At 69.0% G+C, this 12,657-nt stretch carries 13 protein-coding genes; 6 read left to right on the top strand and 7 right to left on the bottom strand.

The features are described 5' to 3' along the window. Nucleotides 1–21: 21 nt before the first annotated feature. The 4 genes from GBO37_RS06030 to GBO37_RS06045 all read right to left on the bottom strand — a co-directional run bounded on the left by GBO37_RS06030 (nucleotide 22) and on the right by GBO37_RS06045 (nucleotide 3,900). On the bottom strand, nucleotides 22–1,821 hold the full coding sequence (locus tag GBO37_RS06030; RefSeq protein ID WP_252927819.1) for a glycoside hydrolase family 15 protein: 1,800 nt from the start codon (nucleotides 1,819–1,821) through the stop codon (nucleotides 22–24). Continuing rightward, nucleotides 1,821–2,600, bottom strand: coding sequence for an SDR family oxidoreductase (locus GBO37_RS06035; protein ID WP_045981811.1), 780 nt, complete (start codon nucleotides 2,598–2,600; stop codon nucleotides 1,821–1,823). The genes GBO37_RS06030 and GBO37_RS06035 overlap by 1 nt, the downstream gene beginning before the upstream one ends. Before the next feature lie 101 nt (nucleotides 2,601–2,701). Continuing rightward, a complete protein-coding gene (locus GBO37_RS06040; protein ID WP_252927821.1) occupies nucleotides 2,702–3,562 on the bottom strand; it encodes a gamma-glutamyl-gamma-aminobutyrate hydrolase family protein in 861 nt (286 codons plus the stop codon). Between the two features lie 119 nt (nucleotides 3,563–3,681). Beyond that, nucleotides 3,682–3,900, bottom strand: a complete 219-nt coding sequence (locus tag GBO37_RS06045) for a DUF3072 domain-containing protein (protein ID WP_127899739.1) — start codon at nucleotides 3,898–3,900, stop codon at nucleotides 3,682–3,684. A 146-nt stretch (nucleotides 3,901–4,046) separates the two neighbouring features. On the opposite strand from GBO37_RS06045, the gene GBO37_RS06050 reads away from it, so the two are divergent. The 5 genes from GBO37_RS06050 (at nucleotide 4,047) to minE (ending at nucleotide 8,225) form a co-directional block, all read left to right on the top strand. Further along, a complete protein-coding gene (locus GBO37_RS06050) occupies nucleotides 4,047–4,979 on the top strand; it encodes a DMT family transporter (protein WP_252927823.1) in 933 nt (310 codons plus the stop codon). A gap of 138 nt (nucleotides 4,980–5,117) precedes the next feature. Then, nucleotides 5,118–6,128, top strand: a complete 1,011-nt coding sequence (locus GBO37_RS06055) for a peptidoglycan-binding protein (protein ID WP_252927825.1) — start codon at nucleotides 5,118–5,120, stop codon at nucleotides 6,126–6,128. Between the two features lie 221 nt (nucleotides 6,129–6,349). Beyond that, nucleotides 6,350–7,114, top strand: coding sequence for a septum site-determining protein MinC (gene minC / locus GBO37_RS06060; RefSeq protein WP_252927828.1), 765 nt, complete (start codon nucleotides 6,350–6,352; stop codon nucleotides 7,112–7,114). Then, nucleotides 7,111–7,959 carry a septum site-determining protein MinD gene (minD, locus tag GBO37_RS06065; RefSeq protein WP_045981816.1) on the top strand — a complete coding sequence of 283 codons (849 nt, stop codon included), beginning with the start codon at nucleotides 7,111–7,113 and terminating at the stop codon, nucleotides 7,957–7,959. Before minC ends, minD begins: the two co-directional genes overlap by 4 nt. Then, nucleotides 7,956–8,225, top strand: coding sequence for a cell division topological specificity factor MinE (minE, locus tag GBO37_RS06070; RefSeq protein ID WP_176695051.1), 270 nt, complete (start codon nucleotides 7,956–7,958; stop codon nucleotides 8,223–8,225). Before minD ends, minE begins: the two co-directional genes overlap by 4 nt. 39 nt (nucleotides 8,226–8,264) lie before the next feature. Here the strand turns inward: minE and GBO37_RS06075 are convergent, their stop codons facing one another. Genes GBO37_RS06075 through GBO37_RS06085 form a run of 3 tightly spaced genes read right to left on the bottom strand, consistent with a single transcriptional unit; the run spans nucleotide 8,265 to nucleotide 12,005 of the window. Then, on the bottom strand, nucleotides 8,265–10,502 hold the full coding sequence (locus tag GBO37_RS06075; protein WP_252927831.1) for a xanthine dehydrogenase family protein molybdopterin-binding subunit: 2,238 nt from the start codon (nucleotides 10,500–10,502) through the stop codon (nucleotides 8,265–8,267). Beyond that, entirely contained in the window at nucleotides 10,495–11,517 is a 1,023-nt protein-coding gene (locus tag GBO37_RS06080; protein ID WP_252927832.1) for a xanthine dehydrogenase family protein subunit M, read from the bottom strand. The genes GBO37_RS06075 and GBO37_RS06080 overlap by 8 nt, the downstream gene beginning before the upstream one ends. Then, the gene (locus GBO37_RS06085) at nucleotides 11,514–12,005 is read right to left on the bottom strand and encodes a (2Fe-2S)-binding protein (protein ID WP_252927835.1); all 492 of its coding nucleotides are present in this window, start codon (nucleotides 12,003–12,005) and stop codon (nucleotides 11,514–11,516) included. Before GBO37_RS06085 ends, GBO37_RS06080 begins: the two co-directional genes overlap by 4 nt. Nucleotides 12,006–12,115: 110 nt before the next feature. Between GBO37_RS06085 and GBO37_RS06090 the strand changes: the two genes are divergently transcribed. Continuing rightward, on the top strand, nucleotides 12,116–12,655 hold the full coding sequence (locus tag GBO37_RS06090; protein ID WP_139597944.1) for a TetR/AcrR family transcriptional regulator: 540 nt from the start codon (nucleotides 12,116–12,118) through the stop codon (nucleotides 12,653–12,655). Nucleotides 12,656–12,657: the final 2 nt, after the last annotated feature.

Genomic DNA, 12,657 nt, shown 5'->3' on the forward strand with positions numbered 1-12,657 from the left:
CGCGGGGCATCCTGAAAACTTTCACGACGATTGGCGCGACAGGGCCAAGCTGGCCTGCAAGGCCGCCAGATGGCTAAGACCCTGGGGCATGTTGCCCAGCCATTCTCCGCTGTCGGGGTCGATCATCTCGGGCAGGATGCCCGGCGCATCGCCGATACGTGCGCGCAGCCCCGACATCAGCGCAAACGCCTTGTCGCGCTGATCCAGCAGGACACGTGCCTCGACCATCCAGAACGAACAGGCCAGAAAGCACCCCTCTTCGGAGTCCATGCCGGTATATCGGTAGTGCAGGTGCCCACCCGCGCCCAGTTGCGCGTCGATCGCGTCCAGCGTGCTGCGCAGACGGTCATGGCCGTCGTAATCGAAACGCACCGCCAGGATCAGCGCCGCGTCCAGCCGGGTGGTGCCGGGATGCATGACATAGGCGCCGATGTCCGCGTCCCAACAATGTGCATCGATCCAGGCGGCGACGCGGGCGCGCTCGCGGCTCCAGCGGTCGCGGCAGGTGGTGGGCAGCTGGCCGGCATCGGCCAGTTCGACCGCGCGGTTCAGCGCCTGCCAGCAGCTGATCTTGGACATCGTGTAATGTTCAAGCTGCGGCAGTTCCCAGATGCCGCTGTCCTTCTGCTTCCAGCGGTCGGCGCATTCGTCGGCCAGATGCGACAGCGTCTCGGCGCTGCGGTCGTCGATCAGGCCGCCGGCGCGCACGAATGCCGACACCGTCTCGAAGATGTCGCCATAGATGCCGTGCTGATGCTGGCGCGCCGCGCGGTTGCCCGACAGGACCGGGCGGGATCCGCGATAGCCGGGAACGGGGATCTCCTCCATGCCCTCCTCGACGCCGCCGTCCAGCGAAAAGCAGACCTTGGCCCCATGCGCGCAAAGCTGGTTCAAAAGCCAGGTCAGCGCGGCTTTGGCCTCGGCCATGATCCCCAGGTGCAGGAAGGATTCGATGACGTAGCCCGCGTCCCGCACCCAGGCAAAGCGATAGTCGTAATTCTTGTCGCCCCCGATCCGTTCGGGCAGCGAGGTCGTGGCCGCCGCGGCGATCGCCCCACTGGGCGCATAGAGCAGCACCTTGAGCGCCAGCGCCTGCCGCATCAGGAAATCGCGGTCGGGCAGGTCGGGCGCGATCAGGGCGCACCAGTCGCGCCATTCCTGGTCGGACAGGTCGATGCGGGCGTCGATGTCGGACAGGGGCGGCACGACCAGCGGCTCGTTCGCGCCGGCGACGATGGCGATGACCTCGGTCTGGCCCCGGGTCAGGACCAGCCGCGCCTCGACCCGGTCGTCGCCGCGATGGTCGATCTGCAGCTGTTCGCCATGCAGGAACAGGCCCAGCACCGATCCGACATGGAACGTCTCGTAGGGGCCGCGCTTGGCCATGTAGGGGCTGCGCTTGCCCGACCGGTGGCCCAGCTGCAGCACCACGTCAAAGCTCATCCGCCCGTCCAGGACCTGAATGCGTCGCGCCAGCTCCGCCCAAGGCAGCCGTCCTGCGGTGGAGCTGTTCAGGCTTTCGATCAGCACGGCCACGCCGTCATCGGTGCGAAACCGCGTCTCCAGCACGTTGCTGTCGGGCCGGTAACGCCGGGTGGCCGAGAACGTCCCCCGCGGCGTGATCGTGAAATGGCCGCCCTGCGCGCCGTTTTCCAGCACGTCGTGACCGACCAGAAGGCGATCGAACAGCGGCGGGCTGTCCATGTTCGGCACGCACCACCAGTCGATGCCCCCGTCCGCACCGGACAGGGCCACGCCGCGCCCGTCGCCAAGCGCCGCATAATCGGACAGGGGCAGATAGCCCGCGGCGTCGCGCGCCATCAGGCGCCCTGCCCCAGGTTGATCGACAGCCCGCCATCGATGAAGACGCTTTGCCCCGTCACGTATGCCGCCGCGTCCGATGCCAGAAAGGCGATCAGGTCGGCGACCTCGTGCGGTTCGCCCGCGCGGCCCAGGGGAATGTTCTTCTCCATCTTGCGGCGCAGGTCGGGGTCGTCCTTGGCCGCCTGGTTGATCGGGGTCAGGATCATGCCGGGCGCCACGTTGTTCACGGTGATCGCATCGCCTGCCAGTTCCAGCGCCAGCGTGCGCGTCAACATCCGCAGCCCGCCCTTGGCGGCGTCATAGGCGGCCGATCCGATGCGTGGCGTATCCTCGTGGATCGAGCTGACATTGACGATCCGTCCGCCGTTCCCCGCCTTGACGGCACGGGTGGCAAAGGCGCGGCACAGCATGAACGGACCGGTCAGATCCGTGGCGATCGTCTTGAGCCAGTCATCGTCGGTCATCTGTGCCGCCGGCGTGCCGCTGGCGTCGATGCCGGCATTGTTGACCAGCACGCGCGCGGCGATCCCCTGGTCATCCAGGTCCGCGAACATCGCGGCGATGTCGTCAGGGACGCTTTGGTCGCAACGCACATGGCGTGCCCGGCGGCCAATCTGGGTGATCTTGGATACCGTCTCGGACGCGCCGTCGCGGTCCGACCGATAGGTGATCAACAGGTCATGGCCCGCCTTGGCCAGCGCGATGGCGGTTGCTCGCCCGATGCCGGAATCGGCGCCGGTCACGATGGCAAGGGGGTTCTGCGGGGTGTCTGGCATGGGATGCGGTCCGAATGGCTGAGTTCCGGGGCCAACGCCTGCCCCCGACCGTCGTTCCGCGCCGCGGCATCGCGTCCCGATGTCACGGGCCGCAGTCGGGGTCAGCGCCCATGCGGCAGGCGTAGGGCGTTCCCCTCAAGCGCGGACAGGAAATTGCCGATCTCTCGCATGCGGTTGGCCGTGTCGGTCACCTGATCATCCACGCCCAGTTGCCAGGCCAAGTCCGTGCGGGCGGGGTCGTCGCTGAGCGCCTGCAGCCTGTCCGCATGATCCTCGACCGCCTTGATGCTGGCGGCCAGCCCGGCATCGACAAGGTTGGACGCTTGGCGGCGCAGCGAGGCCGCGACCTCGGCCAAGGTGATCTCGGGGTGATACTGGACGCCCCAGAAGACGCCGTTGCCATGCCGAATCTCGGCTGCCTCGACGGGGGTGTCGGCGTTCCGGGCCAACACCCGTGCGCCCGGAGGCAGGGTCGTCACGACGCTGGAATGCATCGCGGGCGCCGTCCAGACCGGCGGGCGTCCGGCCAGCATCGGGTGGTCGCGACCGTCATCGGTGGTCAGGATGTTGCGGGCCAGCGCGGCCTCTATGCCCGGCTGTCGCGGGCCGGTCGCGCCCCCGGCGGCCACCGCCGCGATCTGCAATCCCGCACACGATCCAAAGGACGGCGTCCCTGAATCGAAGACCAGGCGCATGAATGAGGCGGCACGGCGCGTCTCGTCGCTGACATGGTGCATCTGGATCGGCGATCCGGCAAAAACGATGCCGTCGAACTGCGCCAGATCGCGCAGGCTCATCTGCGTGCCGTTCTCTACACAGGACGTCGAATCGATTTCAAGATCATCGCGCAAGGCCTTGAGCGCCAAGGCATAGCTTTCGTGGGAAGCCGTATTGGCATAACGGCGCCGTTCGTCACGCTGGTCTTTGGTCTCGCTGGCGACAACCAGGATGCGAAGGGGCACGGTTCAGGTCCGATCAACAGGGAAAAAGGTCCCGGCCAACGCGACGGCGATCCGGTCGTTCCCGCACGACCGCGACAGGCGGGATCAGGCTGCGGGCCAGCGCGGCCCGCAGCCCGGTCTTATTCAAGGTCCAGCTTGGCCTTCAGCGCATCGATGCGGGTCGACGCCTCGGCCTTGCTGATGTTCTCGTCATAGGCGTCGGGCTGGTGCGCCTGCTCGCTGAGCGTCTTGAGGTAGGACGCCTGTGCGCCGGTCATCGGATCATCGCCGCTGACCCAGGCCGAAGGTTCCTTTTCGGCGTTGTCGACGGGATGGGATTTGGGATCGGTATCGTCCATGGGAACAGCCTTTCGTGTTTCAGCATGGTTAACGCGATACAAATGTTCCGGTTCCGTTCCATTCGCATGGTGGACGACGGATGGTTGGGGTTTGCACATTGCGTCCAAGACGCCTATGCGCAGGGCGCAAGGCAGCGGCGGGGACCATGATGTTGAACACGGACACGCCCGCGCGGCTTAACGCCATCGGCGCAGCATGGATGATCGTCGCCATGGCGGCCTTCGCGCTGGAGGATGCGCTGGTCAAGGCGGTGTCGGACCTGCTGCCCGTGGGCCAGATCATGATGCTGTTCGGCCTGGGCGGTGCGGCGCTGTTCGCGATCATCGCTCGTGCGCAGGGCGACGCGCTGATGACGCCGGACGTGCTGTCGCGGGCCATGCGGGTCCGGGTGTTCTTCGAGATCACGGGACGGCTGTTCTATGTCCTGGCGCTGGCGCTGATCCCGCTGTCCACGGCGACCGTGATCCTGCAGGCGACGCCGCTGGTGGTGGTGGCCTGTGCGGCCCTGATCTTTGGCGAACGGGTGGGCTGGCGGCGCTGGACGGCGATCGGGCTGGGCCTGCTGGGCGTGCTGATCATCCTGCGGCCGGGAACGGGCGGGTTCTCGGCCCTGTCGCTGCTGGCGGTGATCGGCATGCTGGGCTTTGCAGGCCGCGACCTGGCCAGCCGCGCCGCGCCGCGCAGCCTCAGCACCGCGATCCTGGGGCTGTACGGGTTTCTGGCGCTGGCCGTGGCCGGCCTGCTGTTTTCCCTGTGGCAGCGGCAGGGCTTCGTGATGCCCGATGCGCGCGCCGCCATGTTGCTGTCGGCGACCGTCCTGATCGGCATCGGGGCCTATTCCTGCCTGATGAAGGCGATGCGCACCGGCGACGTGTCGGCCGTGACCCCGTTCCGCTATACCCGACTGCTGTTCGGCGCGGCCCTGGGGATCGCGCTGTTCGACGAGACGCTGACCGTGGGGATGCTGGTCGGATCGGGACTGATCGTGCTGTCCGGCCTGTTCATCCTGTGGCGCGGCAAGGCCAAGGCCGCCGCCATCGGCGATCCCGCCCCGGTCCGTCCCGCCGCGCGGCGATAGGCGTCGCGCGGGGCCGCTCCGGTCCCGACACGAACGGACACATCTGCTTTATTTTGCGTCTTCGCCGGTTCCGCGGGAAATATTTCGGGTATCACGCACGTTGACAGTACGGCTTTGATCCGCGCGGGAAGGACAGACATGATGCGACGCTTTATCATTTCCACGATGCTGGCAGGCACGATGGCCCTGCCCGGCCAGATGGCAATGGCGGAAACCGACCTGGGCGAGATGGTCGGCACGATCGCCAAGACCCTGCTGGAACAGCAGCAGGCCGCCCAGGAAAGCTCGCTGTGGCAGGGCGTGGTCGAGAACGGCTCTGCCGCGGCCTATCGCCAGTATCTCGACGCCTATCCGAACGGCACCCATGCGCGCGAGGCCCGCCAGCGGCTGTCGAACCTGGGCGGCGCGCCCGTGGCGCAGAACAACGCCGCGCGGGCCGAGGCCGATCTGGGCCTGTCGCGGGCCAGCCGCATGGCGATCCAGCGGCGACTGGCGACGCTTGGCTTCTATCGGTCGGGGATCGACGGCGTCTTCGGGTCCGGCACGCGCCGCGCGATCGCGGCCTGGCAGGATTCCCGACAGCTTCCCGGCAACGGCTATCTGAACGCCAACCAGGCGCGGATGCTGCAGAACGGGGCGGCCGCATCGAACCCCGCCCCCGCCGATCCGGCGACATCCGCGGCGCAGGCCGAACTGGACCTGCGCCTTTCGCGCAGCCAGCGCGTGCAGATCCAGCGCAACCTGATCGCCCTGGGCTATGACCCCAAGGGCGCGGACGGCCTGTTCGGCACCGGCACGCGAGAGGCGATCCGCATGTGGCAGCGCGACACCGGCGAACGGGTGACGGGCTATGTCACCAACGCGCAGGTCCGGTCGCTGCAAAGCGATGCGGCAGGCCGCGACCCGGCGCCGACGGAGAACCGCGCGGCCGCCATCGACGAGGAGTTGCTGAGCCTGACCCGCGACGAACGCGTGGCGATCCAGCGTCAGCTGATCAGCCTGGGCTATCTGAGCGGGCGCGCCGACGGGGCGTTCGGACCCTCGACCCGCAGCGCCATCGCCCGCTGGCAGGGCGACAACGGTCTGGCCGCCAGTCGTTATCTGACGGCCGAACAGGTCCGCACGCTGCGGCAGCAGGCGCGCATCTGAACCTGACCCGGCCCTGCGCGGCGGCCGTGATCGCTGCGCAGGGGGTCGCGCGCGTCGGCAGGGAACCGCCTGTCTGCCATGGGCGGGCCATTCCGGCGGCGGGTTCCTGCTGAAAATGCGCAGGGATTCTTCCTTTGTCCGCCAGTTCGTGAAAGAGGAGGGTCAACAAAAGCGGCGCGGCACCGAATCGCGACCCGCCCCAGAGCAGGAGCAGCCTCGACGTGTCAGAACGATACGCCCGGAACCGGCATGATCGCGCGCCGGCCACCGTCGCCGCCTTTCAGGTGCGCGGTCGATTCCTGACCGCGCTTGTCCTGCGCATCGATCGTGACAGCCCGGACCCGGCCTTCTATGCCCAGCTGGACGAACAGCTGCGCACCACGCCCCAGTTCTTTGCCGGCGCGCCGATGGTGCTGGACCTGGCCAACGCCCCCGGCCTGCGCGAGGACGGCCGCATCGGCGACCTGCTGGCGCATCTGCGGACCCGCGAACTGCGGGTCTTCGGCGTCCAGAACGCGCATGGCATGGACGAGGCGCTGCTGGGCCGGCACGGGCTGATCCCGGTGACCACCGGACGCGACGCACCGCTGCCCCGCGCGGCCGCCGCTGCCGCCGCCGCGTCGGGTGCCGCGGCTGCAGCCGACGTGCCGCCCCCGGTCCAGAACGTCGTCATCCACGCGCCCGTCCGGTCCGGACAGCGGGTGATGGCCGAACATGGCGACCTCACCATCATCGGAACCGTGGCGTCGGGCGCCGAGCTGGTGGCGGCGGGCAACATCCATGTCTATGGCACGCTTCGCGGGCGCGCGATGGCGGGATGTCATGGCGACGAGGGCGCGCATATCTTCTGCCAGAACCTCAGCGCCGAACTGGTGGCCATCGCGGGCCTTTACCAGACCAGCGAGACGCTGGATGCGGCGGCCCTCCAACGCTGCACGCACATATATCTCAGGGATGAAAAACTTTGCATGGAGGTGATCGCATGACGACAGAACCCAAGACCAACCCGCCCCTTGGGCGGGTCATCGTGATCACGTCGGGCAAGGGCGGCGTGGGCAAGACGACATCGTCGGCGGCGATCTCGGCCGCGCTGGCCAAGAAGGGCTTCCGGACCGTCGTCATCGATTTCGACGTGGGTCTGCGCAACCTGGACATGACGATGGGCTGCGAGCGCCGGGTGGTGTTCGACTTCATCAACGTCATCCAGGGCGACGCCAAGCTGAAGCAGGCGCTGATCAAGGACAAGCGGGTCGACACGCTGTCGATCCTGCCGACCTCGCAGACCCGCGACAAGGACGCCCTGACCAAGGAGGGCGTCGAGAAGGTCCTGAACGAGCTGAAGGCCGAATTCGACTATGTCGTCTGCGACAGCCCGGCGGGGATCGAGCACGGCGCCCAGATGGCGATGTATTTTGCCGACGAAGCCGTCGTCGTGACCAACCCCGAGGTCTCGTCGGTGCGCGACAGCGACCGCGTCCTGGGCCTGCTGAGCAGCCAGACCAAGCGCGCCGAGACCCAGGGCGCCGAGCCCATCAAGGCGCAGGTCCTGATCACCCGCTATGACCAGGAGCGCGTCGACCGCGGCGAGATGATGACCGTCGACGACGTGCTGGAGATCCTGGCCGTCCCGCTGCTGGGCGTCGTGCCGGAAAGCAAGGCGATCCTGAAGGCATCGAACGTCGGCACGCCCGTCACCCTGGACGGCCCTTCCGCCGCGTCCCAGGCCTATAACGACGCCGTCAGCCGACTGACCGGCACCCAGGTCGAGATGCGCATCCAGGGCGAACGCCGCCCCGGCCTGTTCCAGCGTCTGTTCGGGCGGGCGTCATGAACCTGTTCGGATTCGCCCGCAAGAAGACCCCGCCCGCGACCGCGCAGACGGCCAAGGACCGCCTGCAGATCCTTCTGGCCCATGAACGCAGCAGCAGCGGCACCGCCGAGGCGGATTACCTGCCGATGCTGCAGCGCGACATCGTCGCGGCGATCCGCAAGCACGTGCCGATCGGCGACAAGGATGTCGACGTCCGCATGGAGCGCGGCGACAACATGTCCAGCCTTGAGATCAACATCGACCTGCCCGCGGTCAAGTCGAACTGATCCCTGCGGCCGGCCCCTGCGCGGGGCCGGCCCTTTCCGTCAGATCAGGCTTTCGGGATGGATCGGGAACCGCACCGGGCGGATGCCGGTCGCATGCCAGACGGCATTGGCGATGGCGCCCACCGTGCCGGTGACGCCCAGCTCTCCGACACCCTTGATGCCAAGCGCGTTCACGAACTCGTCGTCCTCGTGGACGGTCAGCGCCTCGACATGCGGCACGTCGGCATTGACCGGGATGTGATATCCGGCAAGGTCGTTGTTGGTGAACCGCCCCGTGCGCGGGTCATGGACCGCCTCCTCGTGCAGCGCAAAGCCGATGCCCCAGATCATCCCGCCCAGCAGCTGGCTGCGCGCCAGATGCGGGTTGACGATGCGACCGGCGGCAAAGGCCCCGATCAGCCGGCTGACCCGGATCTGGCCCAGGTCCGGGTCGACCAGCACCTCGGCAAAGACCCCGCCATGAGAGAACATGGCCCGTTCCGGCTCGCCCTCGCGGGCGCCCCTGCCCTCTCCGCGAAGCAGGTCCAGCCCGGCGCGCGCCAGGATGTCCTCATAGGCCTCGCTGCGGCTGTCGTCGTCGTTGCGGTACAGGCGCCCGCCCCGCGCGGTGACGCCCGCATTGCCGGCCCCGAACAGCGGTGATGCGGGATCCTTCGTCGCGATGTCGGCCAGCTGCCGCACCGTGTCGGCGCCCGCGTTGAACAGCGCCGTGCCCGCCGTGGCCGTGTGGCCCGATCCGCCCGCCACCCCGGCATCGGGCAGGTCGGAATGGCCCGACCGGAACTCCAGCCGGTCGACATCGATGCCAAGCCCGTCGGCGGCGATCTGCGCCAGCGCGGTCCAGGCGCCCTGCCCCATATCCGCGGCCGACGTTTCGACCACAGCGCTGCCATCGGCACGAAGCGTCGCATGCGCCGCAGCCTGGAACATCGGGCAGGGAAACTGCGCCGTGCCCATGCCCCAGCCCTTGAGGAGCCGCCCCTGGCGCATCTGCCGCGGCGCGGTCGGGCGGTCGGCCCAACCGAACAGGTCAGCGGCCCACGCATAGCAGTCGCGCAGCGCCTTGGACGAAAACGCCATCCCCGATGCCGGGTCGGTTTCGGCATAGTTCAGCAGGCGGAAGGCCAGCGGGTCCATGCCCATCGCATGGGCCGCCTGGTCGATGGCCACCTCCAGGGCCGCCGATCCCGGCGCCTCTCCGGGCGCGCGCATCGGGCCGGGCGTGCCGGTATCGGCGCGCACCGCGCTGTGCGTCGTGCGCATCGCGGTCGTGGCATAGACGCTGTGCGAGGCGTTCGATGCGCTTTCGATGAAATCGTCGAAGCTGGAGGCGACGGCCAACGTGTGATGGTCCAGCGCCATGATGCGCCCTTGGTCGTCCAGGTCCAGCCGCAGCGTCTGGCGCGTGGCGGGACGGTGGCCGACCGGGCCGTACGTCTGGTCGCGCCGCAGGGCCAGCTTGACGGGCCGGCCCAGGTCCCGCGCCGCCAGAACGACCATCAGCTGGGCACCGTAGAGGATGGCCTTGGACCCGAAGCCGCCGCCCAGGAACGGGCTGCGGATCACGATCTGCGCCGGATCGATGCCCAGATAGGCCGAAAAGCTTTGCTTGAGCAGGCCGATGGCCTGGTTCGGCGTGTCGATCTCCAGCCGGTCGCCGATCCATCGGGCGGTGATGGCATGGGGTTCCAACGCGTTGTGATACTGGGCCGCGGTCTCGATCACCGTGTCGACATGGTGGGCGGCCCGCGCGCGGACGGCGTCCATGTCCCCCACCTGCAGCGACGGCGGGCGGCCGATGCTGACGGTCTCCGGCTCATAGGGCGCATCGCCGTCCAGGCCGATCCGCGGCGGGTCGGTACGATACTGCGGGTTCAGCAGGCGCGCGCCCTCAGTCGCGGCCTCCAACGTCTCGGCGACGACCAGCGCGATGGGCTGGCCGGCATAGCGGACCGTGTCGTCCTGCAGCGCCTCGGTCTTCCAGGCAAAGCCGTGGATCTTGGTGTCGGGATGGACCGCCAGCGGGGGTCGGTTCGCGGGGGTATAAACCCTGACCACGCCCGGATGCGCCATGGCCGCGTCGGTGTCCAGATGCGTGACCGTGCCCCGCGCGATGCCCGCGACGGCGGTGACGGCATGCAGCACGCCCTCGGGCCGCAGGTCGGCCGCATAGGGCGCCCGGCCCGTCACCTTCAGCAGCCCGTCCCGCCGGGTCATCGGCTGACCCGCGTTCGAGCCCAAGCGCACATGCTGCTGGGTGGTCGTCACGTCAGCCATGGTCGTCTCCTTCGAAGACAGAGGCGGGAAGCGCCGGCATCCGGTCGGGCGTGCCCTGTGCGGCCAGCATCAGCGCGCGCAGGGCGATCCGCTGTGCCAGCACGATCTTGGCGGCATTGTCCCCCGACGGCGCGGCACCCTGCACCGCCAGCGCGGCGGCATGGGCAAAGGCGTCCCCGGACGCGGGCTGGCCGATCAGGGCGGCCTCGGCGGCATGGGCGCGCCACGGGCGGGCCGCGACCCCGCCCAGGGCCAGGCGGGCGGCCACGATCCGGCCGTCCTCCACATGGACCCCCGCCGCGGCCGAGACGATGGCAAAGGCATAGGACGTCCGCTCGCGCAGCTTCAGATAGCGGGCGTGTCGGGCCATGCCGCCGGGATCGGGCAGGGTCACATGGGTAATGACCTCTCCGGCCGAAAGGGCGGGCGGCACGCCGACCGCATCGGGCAGCGGGTGGAACCGGGCCATCGGCACGCTGCGGGTGCCGGTCGGGCCTGCGACATGGACCACCGCGTCAAAGGCCGCCAGCGCCACGCACAGATCGGACGTGTGCGTCGCGATGCAGGCGTCGGACCAGCCAAGGATCGCGTGGTTGCGCGTCACGCCGCCGATGGCGGAACAGCCCGACCCGGGTTCGCGGCGGKTGCACGGCGACAGCGGGTCCTGGAAATAGCTGCAGCGGGTCGCCTGCATCACGTTGCCGCCCGTGCTGGCGGCGTTGCGCAGTTGCGGGGACGCGCCGGACAGCAGCGCCTCGGCCACGGCGGGAAACCGGGCCAGGATGCGCGGGTCGCGCGCCAGATCCGCATTGCTGACCATCGCGCCGATGCGCAGGCCGCCGTCATGGTCGTCGATCTCCCGCATCGGCAACCGCGAAATGTCGACAAGCCGCGATGGCGTCGCCACGCCGATCTTCATCAGGTCCAGCAGGTTCGTCCCACCCGCCAGGATCGCGCCATCGGCGCCCACCGCGGCCTCCAGCGTGTCGGCGCGGGTATAATCGAACGGGTTCATGCCGCGTCCTCGCGGACGGTCATGACGCGGGTCGCGTCCAGCACGGCCTTGGTGATGCCGGCATAGGCGGCGCAGCGGCACAGGTTGCCGCTCATCCCTTCGCGGACGCGCTCGGGGTCCAGCCCGGCCTCGCCTTCGGCGATCAGGGCGACGGCCGACATGATCTGGCCGGGCGTGCAATAGCCGCACTGGAACCCGTCATGGCGGATGAACGCGGCCTGAACGGGGTGCAGGTCCTCGCCCTGGGCCAGGCCCTCGACCGTGGTGATGCTGGCCCCGTCATGGGACAGCGCCAAGGCCAGACAGGCATTCATGCGCCGCCCGTCGATCAGCACGGTGCAGGCGCCGCACTGGCCGCGGTCGCACCCCTTCTTGGTCCCGGTCAGGCCGATCCGTTCGCGCAGCACGTCCAGCAGGGTCGCGCGCGGGTCGTCCAGGGCGATCGCCCGGGCGGTTCCGTTGATGGTCAGGTTCAGGGTCTGTGTCATCTTTCCCTCGTTGGCGGTAAGCTATCGGGAAGTCGGGCCGGTGGCGGCCATGGCATCACTATACGGAGGCATCCTCCGTTTCGCAACAACGATGAAGGAGACGTCGGGGAATGGGCGAAGACACGCCAGTCGCGCGCAAGCCGCGGGCCGATCAGGCCCGCAACCGCGACCGCCTGCTGACCGCCGCGCGCGAGGTCTTTCGCAGCGACGCCGCCAGCCTGGAGGCCGTGGCGCGGCGCGCGGGCCTGGGCATCGCGACGCTCTATCGCCATTTCCCCACGCGCGAGGCGCTGTTCCAGGCCGTCTATGCCCGCGAGGTCGAGGCGCTGGAGGCACTGGCCCGCGCCGACGACCTGCCCGTCTGGATGCACGCCGCGCTGGACATGATGGCCACCAAGCGGGGCATGGTCGCGGCCCTGGCCCCGGTGCTGGACAAGGAGGCGCCGTTCTTCACCGAACAGTCGGCGCGCATGCTGGCGGCCGTGGGTGGGCTGCGCGACCGCGCCGTGGCCGCGGGACAGGTCCGCGGCACGGTCACGGCGGACGACCTGATCCGGGTGCTGCTCAGCCTCAGCTATGGTCCCGGTGCGGACCCGGCGCGGGCCGGCCTGCTGCTGGACGTGTTCCTGGACGGGCTGCGGCCGCGATAGGA

The organism is Paracoccus sp. 08, assembly GCF_024105395.1.
In the GTDB taxonomy this organism is placed as follows: domain Bacteria; phylum Pseudomonadota; class Alphaproteobacteria; order Rhodobacterales; family Rhodobacteraceae; genus Paracoccus; species Paracoccus marcusii.

What these genes read in the sequence shown, in the direction of transcription:
- GBO37_RS06030 (WP_252927819.1), bottom strand. Translation starts at nt 1,821, where the DNA reads ATGGCGCGCGACGCCGCGGGCTATCTGCCCCTGTCCGATTATGCGGCG.
- GBO37_RS06035 (WP_045981811.1), bottom strand. Translation starts at nt 2,600, where the DNA reads ATGCCAGACACCCCGCAGAACCCCCTTGCCATCGTGACCGGCGCCGAT.
- GBO37_RS06045 (WP_127899739.1), bottom strand. Translation starts at nt 3,900, where the DNA reads ATGGACGATACCGATCCCAAATCCCATCCCGTCGACAACGCCGAAAAG.
- GBO37_RS06050 (WP_252927823.1), top strand. Translation starts at nt 4,047, where the DNA reads ATGATGTTGAACACGGACACGCCCGCGCGGCTTAACGCCATCGGCGCA.
- GBO37_RS06055 (WP_252927825.1), top strand. Translation starts at nt 5,118, where the DNA reads ATGATGCGACGCTTTATCATTTCCACGATGCTGGCAGGCACGATGGCC.
- minD (WP_045981816.1), top strand. Translation starts at nt 7,111, where the DNA reads ATGACGACAGAACCCAAGACCAACCCGCCCCTTGGGCGGGTCATCGTG.
- minE (WP_176695051.1), top strand. Translation starts at nt 7,956, where the DNA reads ATGAACCTGTTCGGATTCGCCCGCAAGAAGACCCCGCCCGCGACCGCG.
- GBO37_RS06075 (WP_252927831.1), bottom strand. Translation starts at nt 10,502, where the DNA reads ATGGCTGACGTGACGACCACCCAGCAGCATGTGCGCTTGGGCTCGAAC.
- GBO37_RS06085 (WP_252927835.1), bottom strand. Translation starts at nt 12,005, where the DNA reads ATGACACAGACCCTGAACCTGACCATCAACGGAACCGCCCGGGCGATC.
- GBO37_RS06090 (WP_139597944.1), top strand. Translation starts at nt 12,116, where the DNA reads ATGGGCGAAGACACGCCAGTCGCGCGCAAGCCGCGGGCCGATCAGGCC.